Below are 15,578 nucleotides of genomic sequence, written 5' to 3' on the forward strand. Positions count from 1 at the left end.
GAGGCAGGCGCTAGCCATCGGTTTCAGGAGGGGGTGCGTCCCGTCCTCGCCTGCGCAGGGCTTGGAGCCAGGACGGCCACGTGAAGCCGCGCTCGTCATACTCACGGACCACCAGCCAGACGAGGGCGGTCACCCATCCACCCACCAGCCCCAGCGCGAACCACAGCCAGGGCGAACGCCCGTGGTAACGGGCCTCATCGCGCAGCCACAGGGCGATGCTGACCAGGCAGGCCACGACCAGTACGGCCACAATGATGAGGCCGATGCCGATCGTCCAGACGACATACGGCGGCGCGCCCTCCACGGGCGGCGGCTGGTAGCGGATCATGAACGGTCACTTCGTGGCGGCTTCTGTCGAGCGGCCCGGCGCAGTGTCGCCACCAGCCCCTCGGCCGCCAGCGCCGCGGCCGGATCGGGCGCGCGCCGCCCGAAGCGCGCCCGCAGGTAATTCTCCGTCAGGGCTGTGGCTTCCTGCCGCATGTGCCCGAGCGACTCGGGCAAGGCCGCCAACACCTCGCGCGGGGCCAGGGCCGGGTCGTCGGGGGCGCCGAGGGCCACCAGCAGGCGGCGCAGACGCAGATATGACCGCACAACACGGGCGAGGGGTTCCTGACCGCGCCAGCCCCGCAGGTGCCGCTGGTGGACATGCCACCGCGCCAGGGCCAGCGCACAGGCCGCCAGCAGGAGCAGCGTAATGACGAGGGGGCCCTCGCGGCGGAGCAGGCCGTACAGCGCGGAGCCCCCCGTCCGCGCCCCGGTCACGATCTGCTTCCAGGCCTTGGCCAGGCCGCTCTCGCCGACATCCTCAGGGGGTGTGGGGTCGAACGCGGTCCAGCCGGCGCCGGGGAAGTACACCTCCGGCCACGCGTGGGCGTCCTTCTCGCGGACCGTGTACAGGTCGGGCGTGTCACGGTCCTCTTCACCCGGCAGGAAGCCGCCCACCATGCGGGCCGGGAGCCCGAGAGCCCGGCACAGGACGACCATGGCGCTGGCGAAGTGGACGCAGAAGCCGCGGCGGCTGTCGAACAGAAAGTAGTCCACGAAGTCCTGCGGGTAGCCGCTGGGGGCCGACAGGCGGTACGCGTAGTTCCACATCAGCTCCTGCTCGATGGCGTGGACCTGCTCGTAGGGGGTGGTCGCATCGCGGGTCCACTCCCGGGCCAGGTCACGCACCCGCCGGGGCAGACTGTCGGGCAGTTGCAGATCGGCCTGGAGCAGCTCGTCCGCCATGGCGACATCCGGCCGGGGTGTGGGGACAATGGGCTGCAGATAGGAGACGACAGCGTAGGTGTCTCCCGGGCGCAGCAGGTGCGGGATGCGGATGATCCGGTCGCGGTCATAGCGCACGCGGCGCTGCCGGACCTCGACGCTGGCCGGGCAGAAGAGCGAGGGGAGCGTCCCCACGAGCGCCTTGTGCACCGTGTAGATCTGCACCATGCGGGTAGCGCGCTGACGTGAGGCACCCGTGTTCGCTAGGGGGAGCGTCCACCGCTCACCCGACCGCGTCGCCAGGTGCGTGCGCTGCCGGCCCTGCTGCCACCAGACCCCGGTATAGGTGTGATAGACGGCGAGGCGGTAGTTGCCCGGGGTCTTGGTCGAGACCTGGAAGAGGACGCGCTCGGAGTTGGACCAACTGTCCAGGCGCGCCAGCAGGAGCGAGGGGTCCGGCGTCAGCGCGTTCTCGCGCGGCTGCATCCAGCGGGCGATCTGCCGCGCCAAGGTGAAGCGCACGACGTCCGCCCATGTCCCGGACAGTTCGGAGCGGGCGGCCACCCAGGCGACCAGAACGGCCACAATGAGGACGAGGGCGTAGAGGGCCGGCCACGAGTAGAAGGCCCCGGCGCGCCGACTGGTGCGGCTGTGGACGATGCGGCTGAGCGGGTGGTACTCCCGCCGGGACTCGATCCGGTGCTCGGCGGCCAGGAGCGCCAGAATGCTCATGATCGTCAAGGCCATGCACCCCAGCACGATGGGGGTGGGACGAACCACCAGCGCGAGGAGGATGATGGAACCGCACGGCAGGATCGTCTCCACCAGGTCCCGCACGGTGCGCAGCGCGAAGGCGCGGAAGGCCGTGATCCACATGAAGCACAGGATCAGGAACCCCATGCCCTCGAAGTTATCGCCGGCGACGAGACCATAGCGCAGCGGCCAGTACCGCGCCAGGAAGAACGGGCCGGTCAGGAAGGCCGCAGAGAAGGTCAGCCAGTTGACGACCAGGCGGGACGTGCGGCGGAAGTGGAGGCGGGTTGACACGCGCAGGGCGACCACCAACAGGACGCCCATGATGATGGTCAGCACAGCGTCCCGCGTCACCACGGCCGTGGCCGTCAAGGCCGCGGCCATCATGACCCAGGTGGCGACTGTCAGGCGGGCCCAGGTGCCTTCGCCCTCGTGCGCCACGGCGGCGACCGGGTCGTAGGGCCGGTGTGGCAGGCCGAACCAGGCGGCGATGCGGTCCGCGCGGCGTTCGAGGGCCATCATGTCGCCATCGCCCTCTCCAGGCCCTGGCGATCCGCCAGCTCGCTCAGGACGTGCGACAGCTCGCCGGGGTTGGCGCCGACGGCCACGGCCACGCCGACATGCCGCAGGCGGGCGGCCAGATGCTCCTGGCGGGCCCGTTGCTCGGGCGTCAGGGACGCTCCCGGCGCCAGCAGCAGACAGCGCAGGGCCAGGCCCCGGGCCGCGGCCGCCAGCAGCGCCGACTCCAGGCCCGGCTCGATGCCCGAGGTAATGACGATGCCGGTCAGCCCCGGACGGGCTTCGCGGGCTTGCTCGGCGACCAGGGCGGAGAAGGGGCGGCCGTTCTGGGCCTGGACTTCGGCCAACGCCCGCAGGGCCCGTCCTGCAGTCGCCTCGCCCCGGCCCGGGGAGGCCAGTGAGGGCGGCAGGCCCTGCCCCACCAGTGCCACTGCCTGGTCCATGCGCAAGAGCGCGGGGATGATCGAGGCGGCCATGGACAGCGACATCTCCAGGCTGGAGTGCAGCCCGGAGCCGACCACGCCGACCCCGCTCAGGTCGAGCCACAGCGAGGCGGACAGCTCCCGGCCGCGCGCATACTCCTTGACGACCAGGTCGCCCCGGTGGGCGGTCACTTTCCAATGCACGTGGCGCAGGTCGTCGCCGGGCTCATGCTGGCGGATGCCCCAGAACTCGCCCCCGTGGCGCGTGCGCGCCCCGGCCATCAGGCGCGCCGCCGGCGAGAGTAGCTCCCGTCGCCACATCCAGGGGATGTCGAAGACCTGGGGCAGGGCCAGCAGCAACTGGGGGCTGGACTGTGGGCCGGGGCGGTGGAACATGCCCAAAGGGTCCGTCCCCACCAGCACCGCCGGCCCGATCTCCCACCGCCCCCGCGCCGGCAGGACGATCTCGATGGTCGCCTCCGCCACCGCGCCGGGTGTGGAAGCCGGCAGCAGGACGTCAACGGTGTCGGTCAGGCCGGGGATGGTGCGGTTGTGCAGCGGGACCTGGATGATGACCTGGGGCCGGGAGATAATCCCGATGTTGCGCAGGATGATCTGCACCGGGACCTTGACGCCAGCCTGCACTTCGGCTCGTGGCAGGCGCATCTCCAACTCCAGCCCCGCCACCGCCAGGCGTGACAGCCAGTAGCAGCCGGCAATGACCGCCAGGCAGATGCCCGAGAGCACGTAGACGGCCGCCGCGTCGTTCATCGCGGCGATGAGGTAGAAGATGATGGCGGCGCCGGCAAAGAGACGCAGGTTGCGGGACATGGGCGGGTCCAATGCAGGGGGCTGACCCCGGTCAGTATTGCGTCCCGGAATGGACTGTCCGTCCCCATCGCGCGCGGGCGAGGCCGCCCGCGCTACTGGAGGACGACCTGCGCGCGCCGCGACAGGCCCCGGTCAGGGCCGGGTGCGTGTCGGGGTCAGCCCCCTCTGAGACCGACTGCGTCGGTCTCGGCGGGGACAGACCCCTAGACCGGCACCGGCAGGCGCTCCAGCAGTTCGGCGATCACGTGGGCGGTGGTCAGGTCGCCCATGCGCGCCTCGGCCGACAGCAGCACGCGATGGGCCAGGATGGGCACCGCCAGTTGCTTGATGTCGTCGGGCTCCACGAAGTCGCGGCCCCGGATGGTGGCGACAGCCTGGGCGCAGCGGATGAGCGCCAGTGTGCCGCGCGGGCTGGCGCCCAGATACAGCGTCTCCGACTGTCGCGTCGCCTCGACCAGGCCCAGCGCGTAGTCGTAGATGGCGTCCGCCACGTGGCACTCGGCAGCGACCTGCTGCAGGAGGATCACTTCCTCGGCGCTCGTCACCGCCTGCAACTGCTCGATGGGGTGGCGGGTCAACTGGCGCGCCACGACGCTCTTTTCCGACGGGCGGTCGGGGTAGCCGATGCGGTCGCGGATCAGGAAGCGGTCCAGTTGCGACTCGGGCAGCGGGTAGACGCCCTCGTACTCGATGGGGTTCTCGGTCGCCATGACCATGAACGGCCGCGGCAACGGGTAGGTGACGCCGTCCACCGTAACCTGGCGCTCCTCCATCGCCTCCAGCAGGGAGGACTGAGTGCGCGGCGTGGCGCGGTTGACTTCGTCCGCGAGGAGGATGTGGGTGAAGACCGGGCCCTTGCGGAAGCGGAACTCGCCCGTCTTCTGGTCGTAGATGGACACGCCGGTGACATCGGAGGGCAGCAGATCAGGGGTGAACTGGATGCGCGAGAAGCCGCAGCCGATGGTGCAGGCCACGGCGCGGGCCAGCATCGTCTTGCCGACGCCCGGCACGTCCTCGAAGAGCATGTGGCCGCCCGCGATCATCGCCACCAGCGTGCGCTCGATCACCTCGCGCTTGCCGTAGATAACCTGCTCGACATTGTCCATGATGCGGCGACAGAGATCGGCGGCAGAAGCGTGATCCATGTGTGTCTCCCGGATAGCCAGATCAGTACACGATCAACCCAAGGCGTTCGGGTATGTTGCAGGTGACCGACCGCCCGGCCGGCAGAGCCTGCGGCGCATGGCCGGGCAGGCGCAGTTCCACCTGTCGGGCGTCGTCGGGCAGGACGACCGTCACATCGCCCAGGTTGCCCTCCAGGCCCAGCAGGCTGAGCAACCGCCGGCCATCCCGCGTCTGCTGTCGGACCACGCACACCGGCGTGGCGGCGCGGACCGGCGGGACGGCCAGTTGGCGCGCGGCCTGCAGCGCCGCGTCGTCATCGCTCACGCACCGGACACGCCCCCGGCCGCAGGGATGGTCGCCAGGGGTCGTGACCAGGCTCCCCAGGGCCGCCGAGAGGGCAGACTGCGCCCGCCAGCGGCCGTACTCATCCCGCCAGCCCGCCTGGGGCGTGATGACGAGGACGCCGCCCTGACGCACCCAGTCGGCCACAGCGCGGGCCCCGCCCTCGGTCATGCAGGGGTTGCCCACGGCCAGCAGCACCTGCAGGCCGCGCAGGCGCTCGGCGGTCAGGCCCGGGTGATCGCGCACCGGCTGCACAGCGAACCCCTCGCGCAGGAGCGCGTTCATCGGCGCTGGCAGCAGCGGCGTGAGCAGCAGGTCGCGCGTCTCGGTCGAGATCAGGAACCCCACGTCGCCTCGCAGCGCACTGTCGGCCAGCAATCCGACGTTGTCATGCCAGAAAGCGGTGTAGCGCCGCAGGGCAGCGAGGGACGGCTGGTTGGCCTCGCCGGTGAAGCCGTAGAAGACGATCCAGGGGTTGGCTCCGACGGCAGTGCTGGCGGCGCAGAGCCCGGCGACCTCATCGGCCGGGCGCAGGCGCTTGTAGTCCTCTTCGTCGAAGGTGCCGATGTAGTTCCACAGGGGGCGCCCCTCAGCCAGCGCGCGCCCCAGGAGCATCTTGCCGGCCATCTGCAGCGGGCCGCGGCCCCGCGACTCCGACAGCACGGCATCCAGGTGTGCGTACTGCCCGTCCACCGCCAGCAGCCCCGAGGCGTACACGTACTGCGTGTTGGCCAACACGACGAGGTCCGGCTTGACCTGGCGCAGCTCCCGGCGATAGGTCTCACAGGCCGCCGCCCAGGTGCGGTTGCGGAAGCTCAGCCACAGGCCCCAGAGGGGGTCCGTGTCCTGCGCGGGGATAGCGGCTGTCGCGGGGGCGAGATCCGTCCCGGGGATGCGCTGGTCCCCGAAGCGCGCCACGAGGTACTGACGCCACGCCGCCTGGCAGCCCGCGCAGTGGCACGTCCACCCACCGGACCTGGTCTTCATGAACTCGTTGTTGTCGAGCATGACGGCCTCGGCGTCATAGGCGCGTACGAGCCCGGCGGTATAGTCCAACGTCGCCTGCAGGGCGCCGGTGGAGGGGCACAGCCAGGGCTGGCCGTACATGTTCACCGTGTCGCCCGCGGCATCGCGCATGGACCACTCGGGGTGGGTCCGGCCGAGTTCCCCGAACTGCCACTGCGGGGCATGCCCCATGTGCATGATCGAGGTGTAGAGGATCAGGCGCACGCCCTCACGGCGGTAGAGCGCGAGGGCCCGGCGGAAGTCGGCGTCGCTCAGGTAGTCGGGATGATCGGGCTTGCCCGCTGCCCCGGTGATGGCGTTATGAGCCTCGGGGGGCAGGACGATGATCGCGTTGAGACCGTGCTCGCGGGCAAAGCGCGGCGCCCACACCTCGGCCTGCTTGAGCGCGACCGTCTGGGTCGTCCCCCAGGGCTGGATGATGTTGGCCTGCCAGGTCCAGTCGCCGACGACCGGGAGCGCAGGCAGCGGGGCCTCGGGCGGCCAGGGCGAGCCCTGGCTCAGGGGCTTCCGCTCAAGCAGGGGTATCTGTGTTGCGCCCACGTGGAGGGTCGGTTCGGCGAACTGCACTCGCACCGGGAAGTTCGTCACCAGCTTCTGCTCGAGGAGACGGACCGCCAGGTCGAGGGGCTGTCCGGCCGCCGGCAGGTCCCGCGCCGCCAGGCGAAGCTCCACGCGTTGGGGCTGCAAGTCTCCGCCGGCCACATCGTGCTCCCACAACACCTTGTCCCCGAGCACCACCTGCAGGACATGGTACCCGGCGGTGGGGCCGGTGAAGCTGTCAGCCCAGTAGAAGGAGAGGGTAGCCGCACGGCCGGGAGCAGCGGTCCGCAGCGGCCAGCGGGCGAACTGCCCCGGCGTCGAGACCGTGTGGGCGGGGTAGACCAGCTCAACGGCGGCGGTGGACGGGCCCACGTCCGGCAGGAACAGGCAGGTGGGTTGGGCCTGGAAAGCCCCGGTGACAGTGGCCTGACCCCAGGCAGCGGTCGTGAGCGCCAGCCCCAAGGCCACGAGAAACGGTCCCAGCATCTCCGCACAACCTCCCAGGCGGTGCTTTCCGCGGTGTGCGAGCCGCTACCTGCAAGGGCTGAAACCCGACGACTGGTCCGAGTTCCATCGAATCAAGGGCCGGGCGGCATAAGCACGCGGACCCGGCCGGTGAGGGCCGGGTCCGCGCGACGCAGTAGTACCGCTCGGTCGGACAGGATGGGTGAGGCCTAATGGTAGTCGTAGGGCGACTGGTAGCCCTGATAACGCTCGCCGGTGCGTTGCGCGTCCTGGTAGCCGCCGTAGCCGTCGTAGTTGCGGCCACGATGGGACGAGGCCCGGCTGGCGCGGCCGCCGCCCTGGTACGAGCCCAGGCCTTCGCTGGCCCGGCCGGAGGAACCGCCGGCCGGTATGACAGCGACGCCGCCATAGCCGAGAGCGGCCAGCAGATCGGCCGCCACGACCGGATCGAGGTACTTCAGCTCGATCACCGTCAGGAGGATGTTCTGGCCCTCAGGGTTCTGGCCGACGACCACGGAGGGGGAACTGGTGGTCTGGGCGAAACAGGCAGTCGCCGCGAGCAGGAGACAGCATACGAGCAGCGTCCGCATCGTTACCACCTTCTGAGCCCGCCGTATGGGCTGCAACGTCTACTACATATAATAGTGGATAGCCCACGTTTGTCAAGATGGGACAGGCAGAGAATCTGCCTGTCCCACTCTCAGTATCATCAACAGGGACGGAATGCGCGAGACACGTTCGGGAGGGAGGGGTCGTTCGGCGCGTGTCGCGCGGCACCAGCATTGCGCATTCCGTCCCTACATGACATTAGACACCTGGCGTGCAGAGACGGTTCCTTCGACGGCCGAGAATCTCGTTTGGCGAGGATCACTGCATGAGTTCGCTGCGCATTGACAACGTAGACATCTGGACCGGCGTGGAGCGCGGCATCCTGCATCAGGGGGCCCTGGAGGCCTGCGACGGCGCCATCCGCTTCGTCGGGGCCGCGAGCGACCTCCCCCCAGCCGACGAGGGGTGCGAGCGCCTCGACGGGCGAGGAATGTTGCTCATGCCCGGCTTCGTCAACGCCCACACGCACCTGGCCATGACGCTCCTGCGCGGCTACGCCGACGACATGCCCCTCAAGCCGTGGCTGGAAGAGAAGATCTGGCCGATCGAGATGAAGCTGAAGCCCGAGGACGTGTACTGGGGTTCGGCGCTGGGCGTCGTCGAGATGATCCGCGCCGGTGTCACGTGCTTCAACGACATGTACCACTACCCCGAACAGGGCGCACAGGCTGCGCTGGACCTGGGGATGCGGGCCCTGCCCTCCGGGGTGCTCCTGGGCTTCATCGGCGACGTGAAGGGCAGCCTGGAGCGTGCCATCGAGTTCACGCTGGAATGGCAGACGCGCGGGCGGGGGCTGGTCACGGCGATGCTGGGGCCGCACGCCCCGTATACCTGCCCTGATGACCTGCTGACCTCCGTGGCCGCGGCGGCGCAGGAGCACGGCCTGGGCATCCACATCCACCTGTCGGAGACCGAGCACGAGGTGCAGGAGAGCATCGCCGCCCATGGGGTGTCGCCAGTGCGCCACCTGGACGACCTGGGGGTGCTGAACGGGCATGTCACGGCGGCACACTGCGTACACCTGAGCGATGAGGACATCGCCCTGCTGGCCGAGAGGCAGGTTGGCGTCGCGCACTGTCCGGGCAGCAACATGAAGCTGTCGAGCGGGTTCGCGCGGGTGCCGGAGTTGCTCGAAGCGGGAGCGACCGTCGGCCTCGGCACCGATGGCGCCGCCTCCAACAACAACCTGGACCTGCTCGAGGAAGCGCGGCTGGCGGCGCTCATCCACAAGGGCTACAGCGGCGACCCGACGGTCGTGAACGCCGACCAGGCCCTGCGGATGGCGACGGCGGGTGGAGCCGCGGCGCTGGGTCTGGCGGACCGGATCGGCACGCTGGAGGTGGGGAAGAGAGCCGACTGCATCCTCATGGACCTGTCCGGCGCGCACACCCAGCCGCTGTTCGATGTCGAGTCGCAGATCGTCTACGCCGCCCACAGCCGCGACGTGGACAGCGTGGTCATAGACGGCTGCGTCAAGCTGCGCCACGGTGAACTGGTGGGCATGGACGAGGCGGAGATCATCGCCCGGGCCACCGCGTGTGCGCACCGGCTGATGGGTTAGGGCACTGCGTTAGTCTTCGGTCGTGGGGCCCCGCCCACCTTCGCGCTACGCGCTACGGCGGGCACCCCACGACTCCACCGAGGGGAAGGAAGGGCTCGGGGGTGACGGGGGCTGCCGCCCCCGCCTAGATTGAGTCGGCCCTCCGGGCCTCGGCGGCAACGGCCCCCCGGGCAGTCGCCGATGGCGACGGTGGCGTGCGCGGAGCCGTCAGCGCCGGAGGCGCGGCTCAATCTAGGCGGGCGCGGCAGCGCCCGTCCGCCGGGCCCCCTCACCTTCCCCTCCGTCAGGAGCCCCGGAGGGGCGATACATTCGGCCCCGCCCACGGCCACTGCCGCCGACGCGGCCGGAGGACGCCATGGGCGCCAACCGGTCGTGGGGCCCCGCCCCTACGGGGCACCCCACGACTCTACCGAGGAGAAGGAAGGGACACGGGGTGACGGGGGCTTCCGCCCCCGCCTAGATTGAGTCGGCCCTCCGGGCCTCGACGGCGGCGGTGGACGACACGCGACGGCAACTGCGCGCCGCCGGCGAGGGGCGGCCGCCTTGCACGCAAGTCTCCCCGCCGGTGGCACATCGCAAACGACGACAGAGCCGCCCTGGGTCCTGACAACGGCCAAGATGACGCTGGGAAAGCGCTAGGCCGTGGGTTAGTACCGTCCCTGCATCCGCCGGAAGGCCGCGGGAGGGACACCCAGCACGCGGGTGAAGGCGCGGGTGAAGGCGTGGACCGAGCCGTAGCCCGACCGCTCCGCCACCTGCTTGACGGGCAAGTCGGGGTCGGCCAGCAGCTCGGTGGCAGCGGCCTGCAAGCGTGCCTCCAGCAGATAGCGCTGTGGCGTCCTGCCCAGTAGCGCCCGGAAGCGCCGGGCGAAGTGGTCAGCCGTCACCGCACACTGGCGCGCCATGGCGGCGACCGACCGCGAGGCGTAAGGTTGGTCCGCAATCTCCTCCAGTAGCAGGGCCAGTTGGGGGGTGAAAGGGTCCGGGGCGAGAGGGGCGCCGGTCGGAGGAGAGGCGCCGCCCAGCACATGCGCCAGGCACATCTCGGCCAGGGCCGATGCTTCCACCTCACGCAGCCCGGTCCGGGTCTCCAGCCAGTCCTCGGCCGAGCGCAACAGCGCCAGCAGCGGGTCCCCCAGGCTGCCCACGAGCGGCCTGCGGTCTGGCGCAGCGGAGAGGCGAGAGGTGAGCGTCATCTTCAGGGTTGCCCGGCGGTGGCCGGGCTCGCAGGCGTAGGTGTGCCAGGTGAGCGGGGGGAAGAGCACCGTGGCCCCGGGCCAGTCGTAGCGGTCGCGGCCCTGTTCGGTCCACACCTCGGTCATGCCCGACAGGTAGACGTCCATCTGCCAAAAGGGGTGCACGTGATAGGGGGCGGAGCCTCCGACCACGCCGCCCGGGTAGCCCTCGATGTCAAATACGAGCAGGTCGCGGATCAGTCTGGGGGGCGGAGCCATGGCGGTCACTCTCCGGGCAAGATCGGTCTCCAGGCCGCCGCGCAGCGCGGGGTTGCTCTGGATAGTACAGCGGATTCAGTCAAAAGACTACTGCCCTCGGGCAAAGACATAGCCGACGCCCGGGGGTACGCTCCATCGGCAGGGGCCGCCTGCGTCCGCCGCCCATCCGCGGCTCCGAGGTGAGCATATGCACCTGCTGTCACATGCGCCCACGGTTCTGTCGCAAGAGGAGATGGCGCAGATCTACGAGGCCGGCCTGCGGGTCTGGGCGCGGGTGCCCTTGCGGGCGCAGGGCCCGGAGGAGTTCATGCAGGCGGCCCGCGACTTCGGCTGCGAGATCACGGGAGATCGCCTCAGCTTCCCCGCCGCCGTGCGAGATCGGGTACTGGAGGAGATCGGCGTCTACCGCCAGGCGCAGTGGCCGCCGCGGCCGGCGGAAGTCAGCCACGACCGGATTGAGAAGATGGCCTCGGGCCAGGCGCTGTACTGCTGCGACCTGGAGACCGAGCAGCTCCGCCCGGCGACCGTGCGCGACCAGGAGCAGCTCTCCTGGATCGTGGACGCTATCCCCGGCCTCGGGCGCTCCCACCCCACGTTCATCCCCCAGGACGTCCCCCCGCAGTGCCGCGACCTGTTCACCTTCGCGATCGTGGCACTCAACAGCGTCCACCCCTGGCGCGTGTCGGTCTACAACGCCGACATGATCCCGTACTTCCTGGAAGTGCAGGCCATCTGCCAGGGCGACCGCGAGCAGGCGCGGGCCCACCCGGTCTTCGCCACCAAGTGCTGGGTCAACACGCCCTTCATGATCACCCGCGAGAACCTCGAGATCGCCATGCGGGCGCGGGAGTTGCTGGGGCAGCCGCTGCAGTTCTCGACCATGCCCGTCGCGGGCATCGCCACGCCGGTGACACTGGCGGGAGCGCTGACGCTCATCACGGCTGAGTGCCTGGCCCTCAACGTGCTGAGCATGGCCGTGGACGGTCGGCTGTGCGGCTGGACGGCCGGGCCGCTCAGCTTCGACATGCGCACCGGCATCCACACCCAGAACAGCCCGGATGTGTCGCTGCTGCGGCTGGGGTCGGCGCAGATGGCTGCCTACGTCTTCGGCGGGCAATGGCGCGGTGTGGGTGGCCCGACGACTTCCTCCAAGCAACCGGACGAACAGGCAGCCATGGAGAAGGCGCTGGACACCATGTGGGCGATCTGCGCCGGAGTACGCAGCTTCGGCTCCCTGGGCACACTGGCCGACGCCGATGTCGGCAGCCTCACCCAGCTCATGGTAGACCTGGAGCTGATGGGCTACTGCGAGCGGCTCGTGGCGGGGATGGCGGTGGACGACCGGCGACTGGCGGAAGATGTGATCGCCGAGGTCGCGCCACGGGGGGCATACTTCCTCAACCAGGACCATACGGCCCGCTACTTCCGCGAGGAGCTGTGGCTGCCGGAGTTGGTGGACCGGCGGGTGCCGATGGCCTGGGCGCAGGACCCGCGTACGATGGTGGACAACGCCCGTGCCAAAGCCCGGCGCCTGGCCGCGACGGCGGAGAACCAGTGCCCCCTGTCGGACGAGCAGCGCCGGCAGATCAGGGCGATCATGGATGAGGCGGCAGCACGATGCTGAACGGACTGGCAGGCGGTCTGACACTCTGCGCACTGCTGGCGTCGCTGTCGGTGGCGGCCGAGTACCGGTGCGACTTCGCCCCGACTGAGGCGGACCCGTGGGAGACCCGACAGGCGGGCGGGGGCCAGACGACGTTCGCGGCCGAGGGCCTGCTGCTCGACCTGCGAGCCCCGCAGGCGGGCAAGGAAGCCTGGGTGCAACTGCGGCCGGCGCTGCGTCTCCCGGTCGTGATCGAGTGGGAGCAGCAGCTCGCCGCCGACTCGCCCCACTGCTATCCGACCGGCGCGCTGCTGCGCGACCTCGCCGGGCACATGCTCAGCGTGGGCATGTCCGGCCAGCCGCAGGAGCACAGGCTGCACGCCGGGGGGCTGCGCTCTGACACGGGCGTCGAGCCGGGGCGCTGGTACGCCTTCCGGCTGGACATAGACAGCGCGCGGCGGGGCAAGCTGGTCGTGCGCGAGGCCGAGGGGACCAAGGAGGTCTGGCAGGCGGCACTTCCGGACACGGGCCTGCGCGGCGCCTTCATCGGGCTCACCCTCTACCACAACCAGCGCCCCGACCAGGGGCCGGACCAGTACGCACAGGACCGTGGCGCCAGTCGCTTGCGCAAGCTCCGCATCACGGCGGGCGCCATCGTGGAGGGGGATGTGAGCCAGTACCGTGACGCTAGCCTGCGTTCGTACGACAGTCATGCACCCACGGCGTACAACCGGGCGATGGTGTGGCTGGGGAAGGACGACGGGGTCGAGGGCACGGTGCTGGCCTACGACCGAGGGTCCGAGCTGCCCCTGACCGGGGAGCGACAGGTGGCGTCGTGGCTGCCCAATCGCGGCTGCACCATGCGTCCGAGCGGTCCCACCACGAGCGTGTTCACTCGCCCCAACGACCTGGACGGGCCCGATGTCGTGGCCCTGCGGTGCCTGCAGTGGTGTGTCCGCCAGCACCCCGTGCTGGAGTACAAGCTGACGCCGCGGGCCGGGGCCTGCTGGCTCAAAGTCTGCCTCGTCGAGACGTGTCTGGGAGACGGGATCGAGGTCTTCCGCAGTGAAGCGACGACGCAGCCGGCGAGCGGTCGGCTCGACCTGCTCGCAGCCCTCACGCAGCATGGCCTCGCCTATCACCAGTTCGGCGAGATCGCGGTGTACGTCTACCAGGAGCGGCCGACCGACCGGGCGCTGCAGGCGGGGGCGGCCGAGGTCGAGCTGCGCCTCACCGGCTCGGGCGCGCTGGTCACGACGCCCCCGCTGGTGCGGACGGAGCAGCAGGCCAGGGCGGGCTTCCCCATCTATGCCCTCGTGACCGGCCCTGACGGGGAACCGCTGCACGGCGAGGCCGTGAAGGTCGAGGCGGTCGTCGGGCAGCGTCGCCTGCCGCTGACGCAACAACCCGGCCGCGCCGTGTTCGCGGCACGTCTGCAGGGCCTGGCCCCCGGCGAGCACGCGGTGCGGCTCGAAGCGACCACCCGTGCCGGCCAGCGCCTCACTCAGCCCCTCTCCGTGGCGGTCGTGCCGGGCGAGTATGTGCGCTCGCGCGCCGGGCGCGTGTCATATGACATCGGTGGCAAGCCCATCCCGACGCTGCTGGGCGACCTGTACGCCTGGGCGCCGATGCTCGATCCGGAGTCGCCGCACCGCCGGCTGATCCTGTCGGCGGAGGAGTGGAGCAAGCTATCGGCCGAGGAGCAGGGCCGGGTCAGGCTGGTGAAGCACCGGTCGCTGACCGAGGCCGAGATCCGGCAGCAGCTTGAGGCCCACGCGGCCAACGGCATCCGCGTCATCCGCCTGGCGCACAATGTCACGCCGCACGAGGCGTGTCTGGACGCCGCGGGGCATGTCGCGATGCCGGGCCTGGAGACGCTGCTCGCCGTGCTGCGGGAGTGCCGCCGCCTGGACCTGAAGGTCCTGCTCAATGTGTTCCACTACCCGTACGGCAGCCCCGGCACCGGGAACTGCGCGCCCTGGCAGCAGTACGTAGACGCCGGCTACGCCGGGCCGCAGTCGTTCACAGACCCGCAGGTGTGGCCGCTCCTCACCGCCTACCTGGGCGAGTTGTTGGTCTGTTTGCGCGATGATCCGGCCATGCTGGGATACTCGCTGACCGGCGAGAATGACCAGGCCTACGGGGCGGAGTTCGTCAACAAGCTGTATGACCACGTGAGGACGTGCGACCCCAACCACCTGGTGACCCTGGAGCAGGGCGGGGGCATCCAGCATTGCAGCGGCGGGCAGCCCTGGGCCTATGCCGACTTCAAGCCGGCGGCCTCGGCCGGCGTCGGCTACCGGACCTACTACACCGAGGGAATGCGCTCCGACGCCTACTTCATGGTGTGCGGGCGGTTCTACCGGGGCAGCCCGCCGGCGTTCCTGGCCGAAGTGGCCAGCGGGCCCGGGTGGTACAACGGCTTTGCGCAGACCTGGGCGCACCCGGACTTCCTGACCAAGGTGCGGGACAACTGTTGGGCCTCGGTGCTGACGCAGGAGACGATGTGCCTGACGTGGTCGGCCCCATGGACGCAGCACGAGCGCTCCGTGCCCCAGCAGTGCATGGAGGCTATGGACTGGTCGCGGTTCGAGCGCGCGCGGCCGGCCGTGGGGGTGCTCGTCAAGCCCGTGGACCGGGCGATGGTCCGCCGCCTGGCGGACGTCGAGACGGCCCTGGCGAAGCTCGGCGTGGACTACGACTACGTATGGGACGGGCGGGACGACCCGAAGCAGTATGCGGTGGCGCTGGATGCGCGGGAGGCCTTCACACCGCCCGTGCTGCCGGAGGCAGTCCTGGCGCAACGGCCGCTCGTCGCGACCGGCGACTTCTCGGTGTCGTACCTGCTGGACGCTTCACACCGGCAGATGATCGCCTTCGTGAAGAACACGGCGGACTACCGCCTGGGCCCCGGCTACGGCACGGGCGTCCAGGAGCTGCACCGCCAACGGGAGCAGGCCAGCCCGCTCGCGCTGACCCTGCGCGGCTTCGCGGCGACATGCCGCTATCGCATCTACGACGTGGAGGAGCGGCGGGTATTGCGCGAGGAGCGGTGTGGGGGAGAGACGCTGGACCTGGGCACCACCCACCATGACTTTGCGGTAGTCGTCTATTGAGGC

10 protein-coding genes are annotated in these 15,578 nt (G+C 70.2%); 3 read left to right on the forward strand and 7 right to left on the reverse strand.

What is annotated here, in order from left to right; all coding sequences use genetic code 11:
• Positions 1-10: 10 nt before the first annotated feature.
• From LLH23_16700 to LLH23_16725, 6 genes are all read right to left on the reverse strand, one after another.
• On the reverse strand, positions 11-328 hold the full coding sequence (locus LLH23_16700; GenBank protein MCE5240103.1) for a hypothetical protein: 318 nt from the start codon (positions 326-328) through the stop codon (positions 11-13).
• A complete protein-coding gene (locus LLH23_16705) occupies positions 325-2,484 on the reverse strand; it encodes a transglutaminase-like domain-containing protein (protein MCE5240104.1) in 2,160 nt (719 codons plus the stop codon). Before LLH23_16705 ends, LLH23_16700 begins: the two co-directional genes overlap by 4 nt.
• On the reverse strand, positions 2,481-3,734 hold the full coding sequence (locus LLH23_16710) for a DUF58 domain-containing protein (protein ID MCE5240105.1): 1,254 nt from the start codon (positions 3,732-3,734) through the stop codon (positions 2,481-2,483). The genes LLH23_16705 and LLH23_16710 overlap by 4 nt, the downstream gene beginning before the upstream one ends.
• A 203-nt stretch (positions 3,735-3,937) precedes the next feature.
• Positions 3,938-4,879, reverse strand: coding sequence for a MoxR family ATPase (locus tag LLH23_16715; GenBank protein MCE5240106.1), 942 nt, complete (start codon positions 4,877-4,879; stop codon positions 3,938-3,940).
• Between the two features lie 22 nt (positions 4,880-4,901).
• The gene (locus tag LLH23_16720; protein ID MCE5240107.1) at positions 4,902-7,253 is read right to left on the reverse strand and encodes a hypothetical protein; all 2,352 of its coding nucleotides are present in this window, start codon (positions 7,251-7,253) and stop codon (positions 4,902-4,904) included.
• Positions 7,254-7,441: 188 nt separating this feature from the next.
• Positions 7,442-7,822: a hypothetical protein gene (locus tag LLH23_16725; protein ID MCE5240108.1), complete on the reverse strand. Its 381-nt coding sequence runs from the start codon at positions 7,820-7,822 to the stop codon at positions 7,442-7,444.
• Positions 7,823-8,106: 284 nt separating this feature from the next.
• Here LLH23_16725 and LLH23_16730 point away from each other — a divergent pair, with 284 nt between their 5' ends.
• Complete coding sequence (locus LLH23_16730; protein MCE5240109.1) at positions 8,107-9,402, forward strand: amidohydrolase; 1,296 nt, start codon at positions 8,107-8,109, stop codon at positions 9,400-9,402.
• Between the two features lie 647 nt (positions 9,403-10,049).
• Here LLH23_16730 and LLH23_16735 read toward each other — a convergent pair.
• Entirely contained in the window at positions 10,050-10,856 is an 807-nt protein-coding gene (locus LLH23_16735; protein ID MCE5240110.1) for an AraC family transcriptional regulator, read from the reverse strand.
• 187 nt (positions 10,857-11,043) lie between these two features.
• Here LLH23_16735 and LLH23_16740 point away from each other — a divergent pair, with 187 nt between their 5' ends.
• A complete protein-coding gene (locus LLH23_16740) occupies positions 11,044-12,480 on the forward strand; it encodes a trimethylamine methyltransferase family protein (GenBank protein ID MCE5240111.1) in 1,437 nt (478 codons plus the stop codon).
• Positions 12,474-15,575, forward strand: a complete 3,102-nt coding sequence (locus tag LLH23_16745) for a hypothetical protein (GenBank protein ID MCE5240112.1) — start codon at positions 12,474-12,476, stop codon at positions 15,573-15,575. The genes LLH23_16740 and LLH23_16745 overlap by 7 nt, the downstream gene beginning before the upstream one ends.
• Positions 15,576-15,578 lie beyond the last annotated feature (3 nt).

This window comes from bacterium (genome assembly GCA_021372615.1).
Classification (GTDB): domain Bacteria; phylum Armatimonadota; class Zipacnadia; order Zipacnadales; family UBA11051; genus JAJFUB01.